The following is a 21,701-nucleotide window of genomic DNA, read 5'->3' as shown; positions in this document are numbered from 1 at the left end:
ACAGGTTTTGTATATAAAACCGTAAAAAGTTACAGACTTTTTTTATGTTATAAATGATTTCGTCAGGAATGTAATGTAAGTGGTAATCATTATCAATAGCATTTACACTAAGATGTATCTTAGACAGCACAATTTGTTAACCATAGTTAACTTATTACTAATCAATTAATTAAGATGAGCGATGACATGGCACAGAAACCCGCGGTGAATATTCATTACTGTACGCAATGCAACTGGTTGCTGCGTTCAGCGTGGATGGCGCAGGAGTTGCTGCATACTTTTGCTGATGATTTAGCTTCGGTGACGTTACAACCCGGCACCGGTGGCGTGTTTGAAATCACCATCGATGGCAACGTGATTTGGGAACGCAAGCAGGAAGGCGGCTTCCCCGATGCGGCGGCGTTAAAGCAGCGGGTGCGGGATTATTGCTTCCCGGATCGGGAGCTGGGCCATGTGGATAAGAAAAAAAACTAGCGAGCTGAATCGTAGCGGCGCGATTTATCGCGCTCTTTTACAACCGCACCGCAGCCAAAAACGCGCGATAAATCGCGCCGCTACGCCACTTCATGTTCCAGCGGCCACAGCAGGCGATCCTGCGCGGTGCTCAACGCAACAATCGCCGGATGGTAAATCGCGAAGGGTTCCGCCAGTGGACACACCATATATCTGCCCTGCGCACTGGGGATAAACTCCGATCGCGGTAAAAAGGCTGCACCATCAAACCCCTGCTCCATCATTTCCAGCACCAGACGGGGTTCGGATACCTTGATACTGATGTTCACCTGTTCAAGGCTACTGAACAGCTTACTGCGCAGCACTTCATAGGTTCCTTCCCCACCAATGCGGTGTAGCAGAATCAGCGGAATGCCGCTGAGATCGGCAAACTGCAACGCTTTTCCCGCCAGCATTGGCGCGTAATGTGAAGAGATCACCGCAATGGTATCAATCGGTTCCAGCTCACGCACAAACCACGCCTGACGATCGCCAGGGGTTTGCATCAGCGCAATATCAACGGTGTTATCCAGCAGCATCGCTTCCAGATGGCTGGAGTCAGACACGATAACGTTAATATCCCAGTCGGGGCGGTTGCGGTAGTAATCCATCAGGATGGTATTGAAATAGCGCAGATACAGGTAGGAGATACCGATATTCACCCGACGCTGCTTACGCGTGGCAATGGTGATGGTCTGACGCTTCAGTTGATTGACCCGGCTCAGGATGTCGCATGCCTGACGATAAAGAAAAGTTCCGGCCTCGGTCAGCACCATACGGCGTGGGGTGCGGGTAAACAGCGGCGAACCAATTTCCTCTTCCAGTTCCTGGAGACGTTTACCCAGCGGCGGTTGTGCGATGTTCAATAGCTTTGCGGCTTTACTGATGGAGCCCTGTTCCGCTATTGTGCAAAAGTAATGCAATCGTTTGAGATCCATGATGCTCCGCGCCTCCTCGCGCCTGATACGACATGGCTAACCCCGATCCAACCGCGGCTGTCGTACTGCTTAATGAATAAACATCGTCCACAGATGGCTGATCGGCATCACCAGCACCAACGCGGGTAACATATTCGCCACCGGGAATGATTTAATTCCGGCGATACGGAAACCCGCCGCCAACATGATAAATCCACCCGCCGCGGTAAAGTCACTCATCATGGTTGCGGTGGTGTGCGGCATAATCAGTACTGCGGCTGACGCCAGCACCAGCTGAATGATGAGCTGTGGTACGGCAATCACCGCTACCGCATAACCCAGCAAGGTAGCAAAAATCGCGGCGGTGAAGATATCCATAATGGATTTAACAAACAGGATATTGGGATCGTGTGTCATCCCTTCGGTCATCGCTCCGATAATGCCGGTACCGCTGGCGCAGAACAACACCATAATCGCCACGTACTTCTCGGTAAAGGCCGCGCCCGTCAGACCGGTTTCGGTTTGTTCACCCTGGAAACGCCCAACCAGCCCTTTTGCCAGATTACCGAGGCGGCCAATTTTCTCCTCCAGAAACACCAGTTCACCGAGAGCGGCACCGATAATCAGCGCCAGAATCACCGCCGGTAAGCTGTGAATCTTACCAATCAATACGATCCCGAGGCCCATCGACGACAGGCCGAAGGTCATCGGCAGTGCTACGCGTAAGCGTTCCGGCACTTTAGTGCCGAGAAAAGCGCCTGCCATCCCACCAATCAGCACGGCGCTGCCGTTGACAAAGGGTCCCACTACCATAATTTACTCCTTAGGCTTCATTATGTTTTTCACCCCAGCGCTTCAGGTTGCCGACATCGAGATCAAACAGGTCGAGGGCACGCGATACACTGTGATGCACCATTTCATCCACGGATTGTGGCTTCTGGTAAAAGGCCGGAACCGGCGGGTAAACGATCCCGCCCATTTCCGTCACTGCTGCCATATTGCGGATGTGCACCAGATTGAGCGGCGTCTCACGTACCATCAGCACCAGCCGACGCCGCTCTTTCAGGATCACATCTGCTGCACGGGTCAGCAGATTGCCGGTCAGCCCATGTGCGATGGACGCCAGCGAATTCATTGAGCAGGGCGCAATCAGCATGCCGAGGGTCTTAAACGAGCCGCTGGAGATCGAGGCGCCGAGATTGCTGATGCTGTGCACCTCATCCGCCAAATCGGTAATCTCCTGCCGCTGCCAGGTGGTTTCCATGGAACGCGTCACCTCTGCACCTTTGGTCACCACCAGATGCACCTCAATATCCTGATCGCGCAGCAGTTGCAGCGCCTTCATGCCGTACTGAAAACCGGATGCGCCACTAATGCCGACGATAATGCGCCTTCTGCTCACTACAACCTCACTTACTCAAAATCGGGAAGGAAACGTTTTACATCTACCTCTTTGAACTTCGAACGTTCAAAGTGGGCTTTCATATGCCACGGCACGGTGCAGTCAAAGATGGTTTTGGTGGTCATCCCTTGCTGGGTAATGCTGGCGCTGTAGCCTGGCTGCTGCGATGGGTCGAGCGGATGGCAACGCACCCCGGCGATGGTGGCGATATCGACATCGCCCTGGAAGCGGGTCTGCATGGCCCACAGAATGTCGTCGGTGTCGAACACGTCCACGTCGTCATCCACCAGAATGACGTGTTTCAGTTCTGAGAACGCGGCAAAAGCAATCAGGGCAGCCTGACGCTGACGACCTTCATCCACTGGCGCAGATTTTTTAAACTGGATCACCGCCAGCAGTTTGCCGCCACCGGAGGTGTGCGCATTGACGTTCAGCACACGGCCTGGCATCGCGCGTTCCAGCATATCGAGAATACTGGCTTCGGTCGGGATACCGGCCATGCTGACGTGTTCGCCGCTTGGACCAAGGGTGGTTTGCAGAATCGGATGTTTACGGTGCGTCACCGCTTTCACCTTGATAACCGGCAGCTCGGCTTTCGCTTCGCCGGTATAACCCGGGAATTCCGGCATCGCTTTGCCGGTGTTAGTGTTCTGGTCTTCACGCACCCGCACATTTGGCAGCAGTTCGCCTTCAATCACGATTTCAGCGTGTGCAATGGCTTTCTCGTTGATGCTGACACAGGGAGCCAGTTCCACCGGTTTGCCACGTAATGCACCGGCAATGCTCAGCTCGTTAAAGCCCAGTGGAGTTGTTGGCGGCTCAAAGCAGGCGGCGATTTCGATTGCCGGGTCAACACCGATGCTGATGGAGATCGGCAGCGGTTTGCCGGCTTTTTCGGCTTTCTCACGGAAGGCATCAATATGGCGGCCTGGAGTCAGCCACATCGACAGTTCGTCGCGGCTCTGGATGCACAGACGGTGAATGGTGATATCCGATTCGTGAGTTTCCGGGTCGGAGGCGTAGCACATCCCCATAGTGAAGTAAGGACCGGCATCCTCTTCGGTATTGGTTGGCGCAGGCAGCAGGGTACGCAGATCAAACTCAGGGTCTTCCGCGTAATGCACCACTTCCTGACACAAGGGTTTCTCGCTGATCACTACCGGTGCCACCGCGTGATGCACCGAATCTTTCAGCAGAAAACCAAGTTTTTCCGGCGCGCAATCCAGCAGATGACCAACACGTTCACGGGTGGACATCAGGCCGGTCACCACGCGCACATCAGGAAAACCTTTCACCTTGTTGAACATCATCGCCGGGCCTTTGCGCGTCGGACGTTCACAGGTGCCGCCAGCACCAACATAGCGGTATACGCCGGAGAGTTCCGCATGGGGGTCGACTTCGGTATCGGTACTGACGAATTCGCCTTTCAGACTTTGCAGCAATGCGATAGCCGAACGCAGATCATGCACCGGCTGTTTTTTTGTTTCAGACATATTCTTTTCCCTTAACGCTTCAGAGTGAATGCGATGAGGGGAAAGTAGCGCTGAATAATTGCGGGAAAAACTACCGTTTATATTTACCACCCAAACCTTTTTGGTTTGGATGATATTTATGCTACACGTTTGTTTTTATTTGTTTATTTAAATAAAACAATATTGCAACAAATTTTGGCGTAAAAATGATTTAGATCAACTCTTTGCAATTTTTTCCGCAGCTTCGTTCAGTGCGGAAATCACAATATTCAATGCATCTTCAGAAATATTTTCCTGCGCCAGACGATGATTTAACGTGAATTTAATATTGTGAATTGCCTGTTCTACTGCCGGAATGCTGCGATTATTGACCAGAATAGCCAGCGAGGTTAAGCGGCTAATAATGGTATCCACATTTTCACGATTTTCAGCCAGCAGCGCGCGGCCACTGTCGTTAAGCGTGTAGGCTTTACGCGACTCCTGCGCATCCACCACGCGAATGGCATCGGTTTCTTCCAGCAGCGTCAGGTTGGGGTAGATAATACCGGGACTGGGGGAGTATTCCCCTTTGGAGAGTTCTTCAACCGATTTGATCAGCTCATAGCCGTGAGCGTCGCTCTGGGCAAGAAAGTGCAGCATCAACAGGCGGATATCGCTGGCATCAAGCATACGTTCCCGACGCTTTTTGCGTGCGCCTGCACAAAATGCACGCTGGGCGTGGTCGCCGTGCCAGGGAGAGTCGCGATGCTGTTTCATTGCCTGCCTGAGGGGTCGGTTAAGGGAGGTTGATAGTAGTCTGCCGCCTGGCAAAATTCAACACAGGCGGCAACTGGACGGGCAAGAGTCGGTTATTTCTGATGCCAGTAGGCGACAGCGCGAACAAAATCGGTATCTGCACCGCGACGCTGGGTAAAGTAATCGCTCAGCAGTTTCACCGCCTCACCTTCCCCGGTCAGCCAGATAAAGTATTCCTCGCTGGGGATGGAGATCTGATCCAGCTTTGCAATCAGCGCGCCGAGGTTATCGCTCTGCATGGTGCCGCTGCCCAGCCAGCTAATATTCACACCGTCGCGATCGCCCAGATAATCACGCCCGGTGGCCTCATCAACAAACGCCAGCAGATGCACCTCCTGCGCCTCAACTTCCGCCAGACGGCGTTTGATAGCGGGCAGACCGGTCTCATCAAAGACATAAACCTGGCAGTCATAATCAACCGGGACCACACAGGAACCGCGCGGGCCACCCATCGCCAACTGATCGCCCGGCTGCGCGTCGTTAGCCCAGCTACTGGCGACGCCGCCATCGTGGATATAGAAATCGAGGGTTAGCGAATCGACACCGTTAAATTCCAGCGGGGTGTAATCACGCGCAGCCGGACGTACGCCAGCAGGCCACACCACGCCTTCGTCGGTCATGGTCGGCAGTGTCAGCACGCTACCCGGCTCCGGGAAGAACACTTTGATGTGGTCATCATAAGAAGGCGAGTTAAAACCGGCCAAATCGCTGCCGGTAAAAACGATACGCCAGAATTGTCCGGCGATGCGTGTTTTGCTCGCTACGGTAATGTGGCGAAAACGCAGTTCATTGCGTACGCGACGGGGTGCGCGTGGGTTGGCCGAAGAGGTCTGTTTTCTCAAGTCATATCTCCCTGCGAGGATCAGCCGAGCATAATGCCGCCGTCCACCGCAATTTGTTGTCCGGTAATAAAGTCGTTTTGTATTAAGAACAGATAAGCGCTGGCGAGTTCATCAATCTCAGCGGTGCGTCCCAGCGGAATGATCTCAGCAAAGTGCTGCCGGGTTTGTTCCACCTGCTCCGCCGCCTGCTGTCGCCAGAACGGCGTCACCGTCCAGGTAGGGGCGACACAATTGACGCGCGCTTTGGGTGCCAGCTCCACCGCCAGGCCCTGCGCCAGCGACACAATGCCCTGATTACCCACATAACTGGCGCAGGCATCCTGAGCGCGGCCGCCGGTACCGGCGGTGAAGGTCAGAGAACCACCTGCCCGCACTTTTTCTGCCGCCAGTTTGCCAATCAGCACATTGGTGAGGAATTTTGAGTAAATCACTTTCTCAATCAGCGCCATATCGGCGCTAAGGAAACCACCGCCCATCGCATCGCCGACCATCGAAACCAGATGATCGAAGGCAGCGAGCTGTTTAAACGCACTGCGCAGTGCGTCATGATCGTGTGCATCGACCACCAGCGTCGCTACCTGAGCGCCCTGCTGCGTCAGCGTGGCTTGCGCCTGTGCCAGACGTTCGGCATTGCGACCGAGAAGGGTCAGTTGCGCCCCCTGCGCTGCCGCCAGTTGAGCCACCTGCCAGCCAATGCCGGAGCTGCCGCCAACCACCACCAGATGTTTAGCCTGCAATGATGCCATTCCCTGCTCCTCAGAATGCAGCCAGCGCTTCAGCCGCCAGTTCAGCCACCAGCGAATCGTTCGCGCCATGTGCCCCGCTCACGCCTACCGCGCCAATCACCTCGCCGTGCAACCACAGCGGAATGCCGCCTTCCAGCGGCGTCACACCCGGTGTGGCAAGAAAACTCGGGCTGCCGCTGTTGATAAAGCTTTCAAACTCTTTCGAAGGAGCGCGCAGCAACGCGGCAGTCCGCGCTTTACCCTGCGCGACACTTGGGCTGATGCCAATTGCCGCATCGCTGCGGTCAAGACTGACCAACTCACCGGCGCGATCCACCACCGCTACGCTGATATGCCAGTCATGCTGTGCAGCGGTTTCCAGTGCTGCCGAGATAACGGTGCGTGCCGCCGCCAGCGAAATCGAGTGATAGGTCCGGGCCAGCACTGCGCTGGTCGATTCAGGTTTTTTTTCCATTATTTTGCCTCGCGTCGGGCGTCAGAAGCCCGCGCATGAATCAAATATGAAAGCGAAACTCATTCTCATCTGACGCTGGACAGAATAGTTATGATATATCTTAAGCGCAATGCCGAAAAATGCTATCTACGTACGCAGATATATCCAGCTATCCGTAGCGGCGCGATTTATCGCACGAAATTTAGTGCAGCCAGATTCCCTCATCCCGGCCTTCTCCCGCCAGCGGGAGAAGGAGAAGTGCAACCTATTTACTCCGCTACGCCAGCGCATACACAGCTTTACACACCAGACCTTTCTCATTTCATTAGCAACTGCTATAAAGTATAGCAATTGCTATATCAGATCGATTTTCAATCACTTCGGGACTGACGGTATGAAAATGATGAAAGGAATCGTGCTCGGCGCGCTGCTGAGCACGTTGTTCAACCCCGGCGCTTACGCCCGCGAAAAACTGAAGGTCATCACCACCTTTACGGTGATCGCCGATATGGCGAAAAACGTCGCCGGGGATGCCGCAGAGGTAAGTTCCATCACCAAACCGGGGGCAGAAATTCATGAATACCAGCCGACGCCAGGCGATATCAAACGCGCGCAGGGTGCTCAGCTGATTCTCGCCAACGGGATGAACCTCGAACTGTGGTTCCGTCGTTTTTATCAGCACTTAAAAGATGTGCCCGAGGTTATCGTCACCCAGGGCGTGACACCGATGGGCATCACCGAAGGCCCGTACAACGGCAAACCGAATCCTCACGCCTGGATGTCACCCGATAACGCGCTGATTTACGTCGATAATATTCGCGATGCGCTGGTGAAATACGATCCAGACAATGCGGCGATCTATCAGCGCAACGCCGCCGCTTACAAACAAAAAATCACTGATACGCTGCAACCACTGCGTCAGCAGGTGGCACAACTGCCGGAAAACAAACGCTGGCTGGTGTCGAGCGAAGGTGCATTTTCCTATCTGGCGCGCGATCTGGGGCTGAAAGAACTCTATCTGTGGCCGATTAATGCCGATTCGCAAGGCACACCACAGCAGGTACGTCGGGTGATTGACCGCGTGCGTGCGGATCAGATCCCCGCCGTGTTCAGTGAAAGCACGGTATCCGATAAAGCGGCACGTCAGGTGGCACGCGAAACCGGCGCGCATTATGGCGGCGTGTTGTATGTCGACTCGCTGAGCGGCCCTGATGGCCCGGTGCCGACCTATCTCGACCTGCTCAACGTCACCACCCGCACCCTGGTGCAGGGCATCAAAGACGGTTTGAAGGAGTAATCCATGACAAAGCTGCCAGCGATTAGCGCTTCCGGGGTCAGCGTCACTTACCGTAACGGACACACGGCGCTGCGTGAGGCCAATTTTAACGTACCAGGCGGCTCGATCGCTGCCCTGGTCGGGGTTAACGGTTCCGGCAAATCAACGCTGTTCAAAGCGGTGATGGGCTTTGTGCGCCTGGCACAGGGAGAAATCCGCATTCTCGGCATGCCGACGCGCCAGGCGCTGCGGCGCAATCTGGTCGCCTACGTGCCCCAGGCCGAAGAGGTTGACTGGTCCTTTCCGGTGCTGGTCGAAGACGTGGTGATGATGGGGCGTTATGGCCATATGGGGATGCTGCGTATCGCCAAAGAGCACGATCACGCCATCGTCAATGCCGCTCTGGAACGGGTTGATATGCTGGCCTTTCGCCAACGCCAGATTGGCGAGCTGTCCGGTGGGCAGAAAAAACGCGTGTTTCTGGCACGCGCGATAGCACAGCAGGGAGAAGTCATCCTGCTGGATGAACCTTTCACCGGGGTGGATGTGCAGACGGAGGCGAAGATCATCAGCCTGCTGGGTGAGCTGCGAGACGAGGGCAAAACCATGCTGGTATCGACCCATAACCTCGGTTCCGTTACCGAATTCTGTGACTACACGGTGATGGTGAAAGGCACGGTACTGGCAAGCGGCCCAACTGCCACCACCTTCACGGCGGAAAATCTCGAACGTGCCTTTAGCGGGGTGCTGCGCCATGTGGTGCTGAACGGCTCGGAAGACCGCATCATCACCGATGATGAACGGCCGTTTGTGTCACATCTGCCGCCAGGCAGTGAGAGGGCCTGACTATGCAATGGCTGATGGAACCCTTTACCTACCAATACATGCTGAACGCCATGTGGGTATCGGCACTGGTCGGCGGGATATGCGCTTTTCTCTCCTGCTACCTGATGCTGAAAGGTTGGTCGCTGATTGGCGATGCGTTGTCGCACTCGATTGTGCCCGGCGTGGCAGGCGCATATATGCTCGGTTTACCCTTCGCCCTCGGTGCCTTTCTCTCGGGAGGATTGGCCGCGGGCAGCATGTTGTTTCTCAACCAGCGTACTCGCTTAAAAGAGGATGCGATTATCGGTCTGATTTTCTCCTCGTTCTTCGGCCTCGGGCTGTTTATGGTGTCGCTAAATCCGACAGCGGTGAATATCCAAACCATTGTATTAGGTAACATTCTCGCCATCGCTCCCGCCGATATCCTGCAACTGACGCTGATTGGCGCAGTCTCCATTTGCGTGCTGTTTTTCAAATGGAAAGATCTGCTGGTGACCTTTTTTGATGAGAACCATGCGCGCGCCATCGGCCTCAATCCACAACGGTTGAAGCTGCTGTTTTTCACCCTGCTGGCGCTCTCCACCGTGGCAGCGCTACAAACTGTCGGCGCATTTCTGGTGATCTGCCTGGTGGTGACACCGGGGGCTACCGCCTGGCTGTTGACCGATCGCTTCCCGCGCCTGCTGGCTATCGCCGTGGCTATCGGCAGCGTCACCAGTTTTCTTGGTGCCTGGGCCAGCTATTATCTTGACGGTGCCACCGGCGGCATCATCGTAGTGGCGCAAACGCTGTTGTTTTTGCTGGCATTTGTCTTTGCTCCGCAGCAGGGGCTGCTGGCGCAACGCCGCCGCGCCCGCGCGCATCAGGAGGATATCCCATGCTGACGCTGCTGCTGGAACCTTTCCAGTTTGCCTTTATGAATCAGGCCTTGTTGATTGCGCTGGTGGTGGCAATTCCCTGCGCGTTGTTATCCGTGTTTCTGGTGCTGAAAGGCTGGGCCTTGATGGGCGATGCCATGAGTCATGCGGTGTTTCCGGGGATTGTGCTGGCGTGGATACTCGGTCTGCCACTGGCGCTGGGCGCTTTTGTTGCCGGCGTATTTTGCGCTGTCGCCAGCGGCTACCTGAAGGACAACAGCCGCATCAAGCAGGATACGGTGATGGGCATTGTGTTTTCCGGGATGTTCGCGGTCGGGTTGATTCTGTATATCGCCACCAAACCGGAAGTCCATCTGGATCATATCCTGTTCGGCGATATGTTGGGCATCACCCCCGGCGACATGGTGCAAACCACGCTTATCGCAGCGGTGATTTTGCTGATCATGGCGGTGAAGTGGCGGGATTTTTTATTGTTCTGCTTCGATCAACAACAGGCACAGGCCAGCGGCTTGCGCACCGGCTGGTTACATTACGGCCTGCTGTGCATGGTCGCGCTGACCATCGTCGCCACCATGAAGGCGGTGGGCATTATTTTGTCGGTGTCGTTGCTGATTGCGCCGGGGGCAATTGCCTTGCTGCTGACGCAACGCTTTTCACACGCGCTGATGGCGGCGGTGACGGTGGCGGTGCTGGTTTCGCTTAGCGGGGTGTATCTGTCGTTTTATCTGGATAGCGCACCTGCGCCCACCATCGTGGTGTTATTTTCCGCGGTGTTTATCGTCGCGTTTATCCGTGCCAGCTTGCTGGCGCGGCGGGCTGAACGTCAGACGCTACAAACTTAGTTTTGCAGCGCGTCGTTGTGACCACACTCCAGCATGCCGCCATTATTTTGCGGTAACGGGTTATCACCGGAAATCTCATGCTGTTGGCAGCTCTGGTGCGGATGCAAACCGGCTGGCGGTGAGAATGGTTCAGAGAGCTGAGCGCCGGCAATAGCCGAAAACGCGGTCAGCGCTGTCACAAGGAACAACGGTAAAAGTCGCATCATTTTTCTTCTCTTTAGTGGTCCGGGCTGGACCAGGAATGCAGGTGATTATTCAGCCTGATTCGGGGGCGTCAGGGTTTTACGCGGGGGATCAGGTTTCGATGGAGAATTTTACGCCGGTTATGGGAAGTATTTTATAAAATCGTGCGGTTTATCACAGTTCACCGCACGAATTATGCATTATCCGGCACTAACCGGAATGAAGAAGGTGCCGGTTAACAGATCCGGGGTGCTGTTTTTCAGATCAAGACGTAGCAGATCCTTGCCCTCACGACGGGCAACGCCCAACGCCGGTAGATGGATATAGTACATATCGGCGGTAAAGGCGTTGATCTGCTCCGGCGTACCCTGCCAGTCAATTTCCGCATACAAACCACTTTCACCGGTCCAGTTCACCGCATTACCCGGCAGCACATCACCATGCTGGCTTTCCAGCGCCTGAAACAGGCTGATATGTTGCTGGTCGGCGGAGCCTTCCCCCGGACTGAACTGAAAACCGAGCCAGCCTTTGTTCACATGCTGTCCGGCAAAAGCCACGAAATCGCGCGCATGTTGGGCGACCACATCACCATGATCGTGGATGTACTCCCCAAAACGACATTCCCACTCAATCACTTCACCGCACAGGCGCAACTCGGGCTTCTCCGCCAGCCGCACGTCAACCCAGCGATGCTGCGTGGGGATGCGACTGTGGAAATCCTTTAACTGAAGTTCCGGAATGCGGCGATATGCACCCGGGGTCAGCGAGAAATGGTTTTTGAACACGCGGGTGAAATTCTGTTGGTTATCAAAACCAAAACGCACGGCGATATCAATCAACGGCATACGCGTCAGGCGCAGCGCCATCGCTGACATGGTCAGACGACGCTTGCGGGTGTACGACGCCAGCGTTTGTCCGGTCATTTCTTTGAACATGCGCTGCATGTGCCATTTGGAATAACCGGATTTCAGGCTAATCAGATCGATGTTGAGTTCGTCGGTCAGGTTCGCTTCAATCCAGTCCACCAAATCGTTGATGTACTGTTTTTTCAGAGTCAGGCTGAGCATTTTCTGTGATGATCGAAAGGAAATGGAGACGCAGAATTGCGTATTCGGTCACACAAATATAACAAAAATGTATTGCTAATGTAAGGAAGGGTAAAGAAAGCGCAACGGGAAAAGCATTAATTGCTTAGTTCGCTAATATTTTCACCAGCAATGAATGCTGACGCAGATCACGTAGCGGCGCGATTTCTCGCGCAATTTCGTGCGCGATGTCAGAAAAAAACGCGCGATAAATCACGCCGCTACATTTTTGATCAATGCGAGCGCATCCCCGCGGCCGTCATCATCATACGAAACAGCGATGCCACCACACCGAGTGCCAGCACGCTTGCAGCGTAAATAATCACCAGCCACATCACCCGCTTCCAGAGTGGTGCTTTCACTTCAGTGTGTCCTGACATATCAATGATATCCTTCGTTGGCTTTCACTTTTCCCCGGAACACGTAGTAGCTCCAGAAGGTATACATCAGGATCACCGGGATAATCAGCAGCCCCCCCACCAGCATAAATGCCTGGCTGATCGCCGGAGATGCTGCCTGCCACAGGGTGATGGAAGGCGGAATGATATAGGGCCACACGCTTATCCCCAGGCCGGAAAAGCCGAGGAAAATAAGCAGCAACGTCAGCAGGAACGGACTGTAGTGTGCTTCGCGTTTGATGCCCCGCACAATGCCCCATGCACACACCAGCACCAATACCGGAACCGGCAGGAACCAGAACAGATTTGGCAGGCTGAACCAGCGTTGTGCAATGGCTTGATGGCTGAACGGCGTCCACAGGCTAATAATGCCGACAATCACCAGTAAGGCGATTACCAGCGGTGTTGCCAGCGCTGACATCTTACGATGCAGGTCGTGCTCGGTTTTCATAATCAGCCAGGTACAGCCAAGCAACGCATACGCCACCACCAGACCAACACCGCAGAACAGCGGGAACGGTGCCAGCCAGTCCAGGGGGCCACCCGCGAAGGTACGGCCACTGACCGGAAAGCCGTTGATGATGGCACCGACAGATACGCCCTGGCTGAAGGTGGCGAGAATCGAACCGCCGATAAAGGCTTTGTCCCAGAAAGGACGGTGTGATTCGGTTGCTTTGAAGCGGAATTCGAACGCCACGCCACGGAAAATCAGGCCAATCAGCATCACCGTCAGCGGGATGGTTAACGCGTCGGCAATCACCGAGTAGGCCAGCGGGAAGGCCCCGTACAGCCCGGCACCGCCGAGGATCAACCAGGTTTCGTTGCCGTCCCAGACCGGGGCCACGGTATTGACCATCATGTCGCGTTCAACCGCATCTTTGTTGAACGGGAACAGCAAACCGATACCGAGATCAAAGCCATCCATCACGATATACATCAGGATGGCGAAGACGATGATCGCAAACCAGATAATTGAAAAATCGATCATTTAGCGTTCTCCTTCCTGATGAGATACGGCAGACAGTGGACGTGCCGGGGTGTTGCTCTGACCCGGACCACCCGGATTCACATCGTGACCTTCACCGACTTTCGGCCCCTGCTTTATCAGACGCATCATGTAGACATAGCCCACACCGAATACCGAGCTGTACACGAGGATAAACGCCAACAGGCTGATGCTCATATGCAGGTCACCGTGGGCGGAAACCGCATCAATAGTGCGCTGCACGCCGTACACCACCCACGGCTGACGGCCAATTTCTGTGGTGAACCAGCCCGCCAGAATCGCCAGCAGTCCCGAGGGTCCCATTAGCAGCGCAAACCACAGGAATGGGCGCGACTGATACAGGCGGCCTTTGAAACGTAGCCACAGGCTGACCACACCAAGGGTGATCATCAGCAAGCCCAGCGCCACCATCACGCGGAACGACCAGAACACCACGGTGGAATTTGGCCGATCTTCTTTCGGGAACGACTTCAGTGCCGGAACCTGTTTATCGAGGCTGTGGGTCAGAATCAGGCTACCGAGATAAGGGATTTCCAGCGCGTATTTGGTGCGCTCCTGCTCCATATCCGGAATACCGAACAAAATCAACGGGGTGGCTTCACCTGGCGGATTTTCCCAGTGTCCTTCAATCGCCGCTATTTTCGCTGGCTGATGTTCAAGGGTGTTCAGACCGTGCGCGTCACCGATCATCGCCTGAATCGGCGAAACGATCAGCGCCATCCACAGCGCCATAGAAAACATCTTGCGAATGGCCGGGTTGTCATTCCCTTTCAACAGATGCCATGCCGCTGATGCCCCGACAAAAAAGGCGCTGGCGAGGAACGCTGCTGTCGACATATGCAGCAAACGATACGGGAATGAGGGGTTGAAAACGATTTTCAACCAATCCTGCGGCACCACGATACCGTTCTCAATGATGTAACCCTGTGGGGTATGCATCCAACTGTTGGACGCCAGAATCCAGAAGGTAGAGATGATGGTGCCCAGCGCCACCATGCAGGTGGCAAAGAAGTGCAGGCCCGGGCCGACTCGGTTCCAGCCGAACAACATCACACCGAGAAAACCGGCTTCAAGGAAGAAGGCGGTCAAGACTTCATAGGTCAGCAACGGGCCGGTGATGCTCCCCGCAAACTGTGAAAAGCCGCTCCAGTTAGTACCAAACTGATACGCCATCACCAGGCCAGAAACCACGCCCATACCGAAGTTGACAGCAAAGACTTTGGACCAGAAATGGTAGAGATCGCGATAGGTTTCGTTACGGGATTTCAGCCACAGACCTTCCAGCACCGCCAAAAAGCTGGCAAGACCGATGGTGATGGCCGGGAAAATGATATGAAAGGAGACAGTAAACGCGAACTGTATCCTTGCCAGGTGAAAAGCATCTAATCCGAACATTGCTTACCTCTTTGCCGCATATTGCACCAGGTTTTTACTTATAATTAACAAACAAAGCGCCACGCATTTATTTAGTGGCCGCTAAAGAAAAGGCGGTCCACTGTAAAAGGAAGTGATTCGAACAAAAATAAACAGTGAGGATTGATAAAACTATAACAGTATTTTTTGATTATGATCATTGCGCTGCAAAAACGCTATCCAACTGAATTAAAGACAAATATTGTTATTCATGGTGAAGGTGTTGTTTTATTTATTATTTATCGAAACGAGGGAATTAGTTAATTTCTGGTACAAATTCACCCGCGGCTGATCTGCTCGCCGCTAATTAAAACGCCAAAAATAAACCGTCTATTCACATCCATGCAGTTAACCCTCTGCGGCATGCGATTTGCCAGATGTTAAAAGCTGTGCTTTGTTAGAGCGGCAATACCATCTGGTTAATCAGCGAAGGAGAGGTTATGACACGTCTTACCGCACAGGATTTTCCGCAGGAACTGCTGGAGCTTTACGACTACTACGCCCACGGCAAAATCAGCAAACGCGAGTTCATCGCGCTGGCCGCGAAGTTCACCATCGCCGGGATGACGGGCGCGGCGCTGCTCAGCGCGATGAGCCCGAACTATGCGCTGGCGCAGCAGGTAGAATTTACCGATCCCGACATTGTCCCCGAATACATCCACTATCCATCGCCACAAGGCCACGGCGAAGTGCGCGGTTATCTGGTGCGTCCGGCGAAAACCAGTGGCAAAGTGCCTGCGGTGGTGGTGGTGCATGAGAACCGCGGCCTGAACCCCTATATCGAAGACGTGGCGCGCCGCGTAGCAAAAGCGGGCTATATCGCGCTGGCCCCTGATGGCCTGAGTTCAGTGGGGGGCTATCCGGGCAACGATGAAGAAGGCAAAGCGATGCAGGCGAAGATCGATCCGGTCAAGCTGATGAATGATTTCTTCGCGGCGGTAGATTTTCTGATGCACCACGAAGCGGGCACCGGCAAAGTCGGCATCACCGGTTTTTGTTATGGCGGCGGGGTCGCCAACGCCGCCGCCGTGGCCTTCCCGGAACTGGCCTGCGCGGTGCCGTTTTATGGCCGCCAGCCGAAGGCGGAGGATGTCCCGCGCATTCAGGCCCCGCTGCTGCTGCATTACGCTGAGCTGGATAAAGGTATCAATGAGGGCTGGCCGGCTTATGAAGCCGCATTGAAAGCCAATCATAAAGTGTATGAGGCGTACATTTATCCCGGCGTGAACCACGGTTTCCATAATGATTCGACACCGCGTTACGACAAGGCGGCAGCCGAGTTGGCGTGGAGCCGCACATTAGGATGGTTTGAAAAATATTTGCACGGTTAACCCATTCCGCACGTAGCGGCGCGATTTATCGCGCGGATTTTTCTGGCACCACGCACGGAACCGCGCGATAAATCGCGCCGCTACGCTCATCAGACATTGTCACGCACATCCAGAATCCGGTGCAGGTTGCTTTCCAGCCAGTCAGCCAGACCAATCACCTGTCCTTCCACCTCACGTCCGAGTTCCGTGAGGTGATACTCCACATGCGGCGGCACCACGTCATAGGCAATGCGTTGCACAAAGCCATCTTCTTCCATATAGCGCAGCGTCTGTGCCAGCATGCGTTCGCTGACACCACCAATCCTGCGTCGCAGTTCGCTAAAACGCAGGGTTTCCTCACGTAGCGCCAGCAGCACCAGCACGCTCCAGCGGCTGGTAATGCGTTTCAGCACCTCACGCGACGGGCAATTCACGTTAAGCAACTCACCACGACTAAATTTTTCACTCAGGTTTTCAGACATTTAATGTCATCCCTTCAAACTAACAAATCTGTAAGTACTTACTAAAAGTTAGTTTATCTCCTAACCTGATGGCATACCAGTTCAAACTGAAGGAGAACAACATGATTGCGATTACAGGTGCCACCGGTCAGCTTGGCCGTTTAGTGATTGACGCGTTACTGAAAAAAGTCCCGGCCAGTGAAGTGATTGCCGCCGTTCGCTCGCCAGAGAAGGCTGCCGATCTGGCTGCGCTGGGCGTGACGCTGCGTACCGCGGATTACAGCCAGCCAGAGACGCTGAAAACGGCCTTTGCCGGTGTCGACAAACTGTTGCTGATTTCCTCCAGCGAAGTGGGACAGCGAGAAGCTCAGCACAAAGCGGTGATTGACGCGGCCAAAGCGGCTGGCGTGGGTTTTATTGCCTATACCAGCCTGCTGCATGCGGATACCACGCCGCTGGGTCTTGGTGTCGAGCACAGAGCCACCGAAGCGCAGCTCAAGGCTTCCGGCATTCCGTTCGCGCTGCTGCGCAACGGCTGGTACACCGAAAACTATGCTGCCAGCATCCCACCGGCACTGGCGCATCATGCGTTTATCGGTTCGGTAGGTGAAGGCCGCATCGCCTCGGCCGCGCGTGCTGACTACGCGGCAGCGGCAGCGGAAGTGATCAGCCGTGACGATCAGGCGGGTAAAATCTATGAGCTGGCAGGTGACGACAGCTATACCCTGGCAGCATTCGCGGCAGAAATTGCTAAGCAGTCCGGCGAGAAGGTGGATTATGTCAACCTGCCGCAGGCTGACTTCGCCGCAGCGCTGAAAGGTGCGGGCTTGCCGGACGGCCTGGCAGAGATGCTGGCGGATTCAGATGCCGGTGCTGCACAGGGTGGATTGTTTGATAACAGCAAAACCCTGAGTCAGCTGATTGGGCGTCCGACCACCGCTTACGCGGAAGTCATCAAGGCGGCGTTAGCGAAATAGGTGCTGGCTGTTGCCCTCATCCCGGCCTTCTCCCGCAAGCGGGAGAAGGAGATGTGCAATATGCCAATGCATCGCCTCTCCCGCTTGCGGGAGAGGGTTAGGGTGAGGGCCATCACCCCTTACCCTCCAGCCAGCGCAGTGCCTGCTGCGCACGCCCTGACAGCGGCCATTCGGCGCGATGGATCAACCAAATGGTATCCACCAGCGACACGCCGCAACGCTCTACCTGAATCGCATCCTGACGGGCAAACGCCAGCCGCGCCGATTGTGGGATCACCGCAAACCCCAACCCAAGCGCCACCGGTTCAAGGATCAAACTGATCTGATTACTGAAACCTCGCTGCGGCAAATTCCGTACTCCCGGATTGCCGGGAAAACGGCGGCTTAGCAAACGCGTCGCCATCGCCTGACCATCAGGATGATCGATATAACCCAGCGTTTCCAGATCCGCCCAGCTATGGATCTTCACCCCGGCGGGCACCACCAACTCCAGCGGCTCCTCGGCGAATTTCTCCGCCACCAGCCGTTTATCATCCGGCTTTTGCGTCACCAGCCCCATTTCGTAGCGGTTATGCAGCACCGCATCTATCACCTCACTATCCGGTGCAAAACGATGCCGAATACTGAGATCCGGGTACTGTTGCTGAAGTTCCAGCAGCAGCGGGTAGAGGCGCAGACCGATGCTGCCCGGTGAAATCAGGCTGACTTCGCCACAGGTCAGATCCTCTTCGCTTAAACGCAGCGTCAGATGGCGCTGAGCGCGATCCACTTCCTGACAATAATCCAGCAGCGCCAGTCCGGCGGGTGTCAGCTCCAGCGGGCGTTTGCTGCGCAGGATCAACGGCCCCAGTTGCTGCTCCAGATGGCGGATGTGCTGACTTACCGCCGCCTGGGTAATCCCCAGCCGATCCGCGCTGTCAGTAAAACTCCCTAATTCCGCCAGCATGGCGAATGATTTTAACCACTGTGGATTGAACATAATGAAATTTTATAAAACCCATAACTGAATCACTGTTTTCATTATACTTGTTGCGCAGTAGCCTGTAGATCTTTTCGACAAATGGAGAACGCAGATGACTGCTCCTTACCCGCGTACCTTTTCCCATATTGGCCTGTCGGTCACCGACCTCGACGCGGCCGTCAAGTTTTATACCGAAGTGATGGGCTGGTACCTGATTATGCCGCCGACCGAAATTCAGGAAGATGATTCCGCGATTGGCGTGATGTGCAGTGACGTATTTGGCGGTGGCTGGGAGAAATTCCGCATCGCGCATCTCTCCACGGGCGATCGCGTTGGGGTAGAAATCTTCGAATTTAAAGCGGCGGAAAAACCAGAGAACAACTTCGAATACTGGAAAACCGGCGTGTTCCATTTCTGCGTCCAGGACCCGGATGTTGAAGGTCTGGCAGCGAAAATCGTCGCCGCTGGCGGCAAACAGCGTATGCCGGTGCGTGAATATTTCCCCGGCGAGAAGCCGTACCGCATGGTGTATATGGAAGATCCGTTCGGCAACATCATTGAGATCTACAGCCACAGCTACGAGCTGACCTACTCGGCAGGTGCTTATGTTTAACCTGCCTGACGACTGGCGCGGCTGGGTATGGCAAGGCGGCAACACGCCGAATGATTTACAGGATCGTTATCTGACGACCGCCCCTTTAGCACCCGGCGATGTACTGGTACAGAACGCAGCGATTGGCCTCAATCCGGTGGACTGGAAGGTGCTCGGCAGCCAAATCGGCAAGGTGCCCGGCGTGGATGGCGCAGGTACCGTGGTGGCGATTGGCCCGGAGGTCGATCAACGCTGGCTTGGTACGCGTGTGGCTTATCACCAAAGCCTGCAACGTCCTGGCAGTTTTGCCGAATTCACCCCAATCGCCGCTCAGGTGTTGATGCGCGTCCCGGACGCCATCGATTTTGCCACCGCTGCCGCCTTCCCTTGCCCGGCCCTTACCGCCTGGCAGGCGATTGAGAAAGTACCTGCACAACCGGGTGCCCCGCTGTTGATTGCCGGTGCCGGTGGTTCTGTCGGGCATTTTCTGGTGCAACTGGCGCAGGCTCGCGGATTTGAAGTAACAACGCAAAGCAGCGAACGTCACTTTTCACGTCTGCAAGCACTGGGAGCGAAGCACACGCTCAGCGATCCCCGGCAGAATGCCACGCGCTTCTATGCCGTGATTGATGCCATCAGCCCGGAACATGCCGCCAGTCTGGCCGATCTGTTACTGGCAAACGGCCATCTGGTCTGCATTCAGGGCCGGGTTGAGCAGTGGCCCTGCACACCGTTCGGGCGTGCGTTGTCGCTACACGAAGTGGCGCTGGGCGCGTTGCATCTGCATGGTGACGCGCAGCAGTGGCATACGTTGACGCAACAAGGTGAACGTATGCTGGCGCAAATCACGCAGGGAACCTTACACAGCGAGTTACTGCTGCATTTTCCTTACGACCAGCTACCTGCACAGTTGCAGGCGTTACAGCATCGTAACTTCAGCGGCAAACAGATTATTTTGCTTTAACCATATTAAGAGGTTGTTATGTCAGGGCTATTTTCTCCGTTCACGCTGAAAGACGTGACGCTGCGTAACCGTATCGCGATTCCACCAATGTGCCAGTACAGCGCCATTGATGGTCTGAGCAACGAATGGCACTACGTTCATTACAGTAGCCAGGCGCGCGGCGGAGCCGGTCTGGTGATTGTTGAAGCCACCGCAGTATCACCAGAAGGCCGCATCACCCCGGCCTGTTTGGGGATATGGAACGATACCCAGGCCGAAAAACTGGCACGTATCGCGCGGGAGATTAAAGCCGCAGGCGCGGTGCCCGGCATCCAGATTGGTCATGCCGGACGTAAAGCCAGCGCCAATAAGCCGTGGGAAGGTGACGATCATATCGCGGAAAGCGACGCCAACGGCTGGGAAACCCTCTCCCCATCGGCCATCGCCTTTGGTAACAACCTGCCGCGCGTGCCAAAAGCCATGACGCTGGATGACATCAAACGCGTGCGCGATGATTTCGTCAGTGCCGCCAAACGTGCGCGTGACGCCGGTTTCGAATGGCTGGAGTTGCACTTCGCCCACGGCTATCTGGCGCAGAGTTTCTTCTCAGTCCACGCCAATCAGCGCACTGACGAATATGGCGGCGATGCCTTTGGCCGCAGTCGTTTCCTGCGTGAAACCTTTGATGCGGTTCGTGACGTGTGGCCAGAAAACCTGCCGCTGACCGCACGTTTTGGTGTGCTGGAGTTTGATGGCCGCGACGAAGAGACAATGCAGGAAGCCCTCACCCTGACCAAATACTGGCGCAGCAACGGCATGGACCTGTTGAGCGTCAGCATGGGCTTCTCTACCCCGGATGCCAATATTCCCTGGGGCAGCCCGTTTATGGCCCCGATCGCCGAGCGTGTGCGCCGTGAGGCTGACATTCCGGTTGCCTCCGCCTGGGGTATTGATACGCCGCACATCGCCAACGCCACCATTGAACAAGGTCAACTGGACCTGGTGATGGTTGGTCGTGCGCACCTGAAAAACCCGCACTGGCCGTATCATGCTGCGCTGGCGCTGGGTAAAAGTGAGCCGTCGTGGGTGCTACCGGCACCGTATGCCCACTGGCTGGAGCGCTACAGGGTCAGTGAAGGTTAAGTTTTACACTTTCCGTAGCTACCGTCTTGAACGTCAAGCGGTAGCTGCGTAATTTTCATCCCACTTCATCCGCGTTTTCAGCACCCCGAAGCACTGATGAACCAGCTTGCGCATCACCGCTCCAAGCGCGGCCTTGCTGGCTTTGCCCTTCGCGATTAGCCTCTGGTACAGCGCCTTCGCCGGGGCATTCCACCTGATCGCTACGATCGCCGCCATATACAGTTTCGCCCTTACGTCTGCCGGGCCTGTTTTTGACATCCGCGCACGCCCCCTGACTGAGCTCCCGGACGTTTTTTCCACCGGTACCAC

At 55.2% G+C, this 21,701-nt stretch carries 26 protein-coding genes; 10 read left to right on the top strand and 16 right to left on the bottom strand.

What is annotated here, in order from left to right; all coding sequences use genetic code 11:
* The first annotated feature begins 186 nt into the window (after nt 1–186).
* Nucleotides 187–474: an Rdx family protein gene (locus CTZ24_RS12100; RefSeq protein WP_021186382.1), complete on the top strand. Its 288-nt coding sequence runs from the start codon at nt 187–189 to the stop codon at nt 472–474.
* Between the two features lie 80 nt (nt 475–554).
* On the opposite strand, the gene CTZ24_RS12095 is transcribed toward CTZ24_RS12100, so the two are convergent.
* The 8 genes from CTZ24_RS12095 to CTZ24_RS12060 form a co-directional block, all read right to left on the bottom strand.
* On the bottom strand, nt 555–1,430 hold the full coding sequence (locus CTZ24_RS12095) for a LysR family transcriptional regulator (RefSeq protein WP_021186381.1): 876 nt from the start codon (nt 1,428–1,430) through the stop codon (nt 555–557).
* Nucleotides 1,431–1,499: 69 nt separating this feature from the next.
* Nucleotides 1,500–2,222: a DUF554 domain-containing protein gene (locus CTZ24_RS12090; protein WP_208723640.1), complete on the bottom strand. Its 723-nt coding sequence runs from the start codon at nt 2,220–2,222 to the stop codon at nt 1,500–1,502.
* Between the two features lie 10 nt (nt 2,223–2,232).
* Nucleotides 2,233–2,811 (bottom strand): UbiX family flavin prenyltransferase, encoded by a 579-nt coding sequence (locus CTZ24_RS12085; protein ID WP_021186379.1) that lies wholly within the window; start codon nt 2,809–2,811, stop codon nt 2,233–2,235.
* A gap of 11 nt (nt 2,812–2,822) precedes the next feature.
* A complete protein-coding gene (locus CTZ24_RS12080; protein WP_208723639.1) occupies nt 2,823–4,304 on the bottom strand; it encodes a UbiD family decarboxylase in 1,482 nt (493 codons plus the stop codon).
* Between the two features lie 195 nt (nt 4,305–4,499).
* The gene (locus tag CTZ24_RS12075; RefSeq protein WP_021186377.1) at nt 4,500–5,039 is read right to left on the bottom strand and encodes a PadR family transcriptional regulator; all 540 of its coding nucleotides are present in this window, start codon (nt 5,037–5,039) and stop codon (nt 4,500–4,502) included.
* Between the two features lie 92 nt (nt 5,040–5,131).
* The gene (locus tag CTZ24_RS12070) at nt 5,132–5,920 is read right to left on the bottom strand and encodes a siderophore-interacting protein (protein ID WP_208723638.1); all 789 of its coding nucleotides are present in this window, start codon (nt 5,918–5,920) and stop codon (nt 5,132–5,134) included.
* Between the two features lie 20 nt (nt 5,921–5,940).
* Nucleotides 5,941–6,735, bottom strand: a complete 795-nt coding sequence (locus CTZ24_RS12065; protein WP_244633968.1) for an SDR family oxidoreductase — start codon at nt 6,733–6,735, stop codon at nt 5,941–5,943.
* Complete coding sequence (locus CTZ24_RS12060) at nt 6,677–7,120, bottom strand: GlcG/HbpS family heme-binding protein (protein WP_208723637.1); 444 nt, start codon at nt 7,118–7,120, stop codon at nt 6,677–6,679. The genes CTZ24_RS12065 and CTZ24_RS12060 overlap by 59 nt, the downstream gene beginning before the upstream one ends.
* A gap of 382 nt (nt 7,121–7,502) precedes the next feature.
* Between CTZ24_RS12060 and CTZ24_RS12055 the strand changes: the two genes are divergently transcribed.
* The 4 genes from CTZ24_RS12055 to CTZ24_RS12040 are packed head-to-tail and all read left to right on the top strand — an operon-like array spanning nt 7,503 to nt 10,920.
* Nucleotides 7,503–8,396 (top strand): metal ABC transporter substrate-binding protein, encoded by an 894-nt coding sequence (locus tag CTZ24_RS12055; protein WP_369758295.1) that lies wholly within the window; start codon nt 7,503–7,505, stop codon nt 8,394–8,396.
* Between the two features lie 3 nt (nt 8,397–8,399).
* Nucleotides 8,400–9,221, top strand: a complete 822-nt coding sequence (locus CTZ24_RS12050; RefSeq protein WP_021186372.1) for a manganese/iron ABC transporter ATP-binding protein — start codon at nt 8,400–8,402, stop codon at nt 9,219–9,221.
* A gap of 2 nt (nt 9,222–9,223) precedes the next feature.
* Entirely contained in the window at nt 9,224–10,084 is an 861-nt protein-coding gene (sitC, locus tag CTZ24_RS12045) for a metal ABC transporter permease (RefSeq protein WP_208723636.1), read from the top strand.
* Nucleotides 10,078–10,920 (top strand): metal ABC transporter permease, encoded by an 843-nt coding sequence (locus CTZ24_RS12040; RefSeq protein WP_208723635.1) that lies wholly within the window; start codon nt 10,078–10,080, stop codon nt 10,918–10,920. The genes sitC and CTZ24_RS12040 overlap by 7 nt, the downstream gene beginning before the upstream one ends.
* Here the strand turns inward: CTZ24_RS12040 and CTZ24_RS12035 are convergent.
* The 5 genes from CTZ24_RS12035 to CTZ24_RS12015 form a co-directional block, all read right to left on the bottom strand.
* Nucleotides 10,917–11,126, bottom strand: a complete 210-nt coding sequence (locus CTZ24_RS12035; protein WP_021186369.1) for a hypothetical protein — start codon at nt 11,124–11,126, stop codon at nt 10,917–10,919. The genes CTZ24_RS12040 and CTZ24_RS12035 overlap by 4 nt on opposite strands.
* A 177-nt stretch (nt 11,127–11,303) precedes the next feature.
* Nucleotides 11,304–12,170, bottom strand: a complete 867-nt coding sequence (locus CTZ24_RS12030; protein ID WP_021186368.1) for a helix-turn-helix domain-containing protein — start codon at nt 12,168–12,170, stop codon at nt 11,304–11,306.
* Nucleotides 12,171–12,421: 251 nt separating this feature from the next.
* Nucleotides 12,422–12,568: a DUF2474 domain-containing protein gene (locus tag CTZ24_RS12025; RefSeq protein ID WP_021186367.1), complete on the bottom strand. Its 147-nt coding sequence runs from the start codon at nt 12,566–12,568 to the stop codon at nt 12,422–12,424.
* Nucleotide 12,569: 1 nt separating this feature from the next.
* Nucleotides 12,570–13,574 (bottom strand): cytochrome d ubiquinol oxidase subunit II, encoded by a 1,005-nt coding sequence (gene cydB, locus CTZ24_RS12020; RefSeq protein WP_021186366.1) that lies wholly within the window; start codon nt 13,572–13,574, stop codon nt 12,570–12,572.
* A complete protein-coding gene (locus tag CTZ24_RS12015) occupies nt 13,575–14,987 on the bottom strand; it encodes a cytochrome ubiquinol oxidase subunit I (RefSeq protein ID WP_021186365.1) in 1,413 nt (470 codons plus the stop codon).
* A 458-nt stretch (nt 14,988–15,445) separates the two neighbouring features.
* Here CTZ24_RS12015 and yghX point away from each other — a divergent pair, with 458 nt between their 5' ends.
* Nucleotides 15,446–16,336, top strand: a complete 891-nt coding sequence (yghX, locus tag CTZ24_RS12010; protein ID WP_021186364.1) for a YghX family hydrolase — start codon at nt 15,446–15,448, stop codon at nt 16,334–16,336.
* A gap of 89 nt (nt 16,337–16,425) precedes the next feature.
* On the opposite strand, the gene CTZ24_RS12005 is transcribed toward yghX, so the two are convergent.
* Nucleotides 16,426–16,797 carry a winged helix-turn-helix transcriptional regulator gene (locus CTZ24_RS12005; RefSeq protein ID WP_021186363.1) on the bottom strand — a complete coding sequence of 124 codons (372 nt, stop codon included), beginning with the start codon at nt 16,795–16,797 and terminating at the stop codon, nt 16,426–16,428.
* A gap of 101 nt (nt 16,798–16,898) precedes the next feature.
* On the opposite strand from CTZ24_RS12005, the gene CTZ24_RS12000 reads away from it, so the two are divergent.
* Nucleotides 16,899–17,753: an SDR family oxidoreductase gene (locus CTZ24_RS12000; protein WP_208723634.1), complete on the top strand. Its 855-nt coding sequence runs from the start codon at nt 16,899–16,901 to the stop codon at nt 17,751–17,753.
* Between the two features lie 112 nt (nt 17,754–17,865).
* Here CTZ24_RS12000 and CTZ24_RS11995 read toward each other — a convergent pair whose 3' ends face one another.
* Complete coding sequence (locus tag CTZ24_RS11995; protein ID WP_208723633.1) at nt 17,866–18,732, bottom strand: LysR family transcriptional regulator; 867 nt, start codon at nt 18,730–18,732, stop codon at nt 17,866–17,868.
* A 94-nt stretch (nt 18,733–18,826) separates the two neighbouring features.
* Between CTZ24_RS11995 and CTZ24_RS11990 the strand changes: the two genes are divergently transcribed.
* Genes CTZ24_RS11990 through CTZ24_RS11980 form a run of 3 tightly spaced genes read left to right on the top strand, consistent with a single transcriptional unit; the run spans nt 18,827 to nt 21,392 of the window.
* The gene (locus CTZ24_RS11990) at nt 18,827–19,327 is read left to right on the top strand and encodes a lactoylglutathione lyase family protein (RefSeq protein ID WP_013510426.1); all 501 of its coding nucleotides are present in this window, start codon (nt 18,827–18,829) and stop codon (nt 19,325–19,327) included.
* Nucleotides 19,320–20,270, top strand: coding sequence for a zinc-binding dehydrogenase (locus CTZ24_RS11985; RefSeq protein WP_208723632.1), 951 nt, complete (start codon nt 19,320–19,322; stop codon nt 20,268–20,270). The genes CTZ24_RS11990 and CTZ24_RS11985 overlap by 8 nt, the downstream gene beginning before the upstream one ends.
* A gap of 18 nt (nt 20,271–20,288) precedes the next feature.
* On the top strand, nt 20,289–21,392 hold the full coding sequence (locus CTZ24_RS11980; RefSeq protein ID WP_208723631.1) for an NADH:flavin oxidoreductase/NADH oxidase: 1,104 nt from the start codon (nt 20,289–20,291) through the stop codon (nt 21,390–21,392).
* Nucleotides 21,393–21,425: 33 nt separating this feature from the next.
* Here the strand turns inward: CTZ24_RS11980 and CTZ24_RS11975 are convergent.
* On the bottom strand, nt 21,426–21,701 hold a 276-nt coding region (locus CTZ24_RS11975), incomplete at its 5' end, for a transposase (RefSeq protein ID WP_208723593.1).

Origin of the sequence: Pantoea phytobeneficialis (assembly GCF_009728735.1) — a bacterium.
GTDB classification, from domain to species: Bacteria; Pseudomonadota; Gammaproteobacteria; order Enterobacterales; family Enterobacteriaceae; genus Pantoea; species Pantoea phytobeneficialis.
Note: the sequence above shows the minus strand (reverse complement) of the source record. Positions and strands in the feature narration are given on the sequence as shown.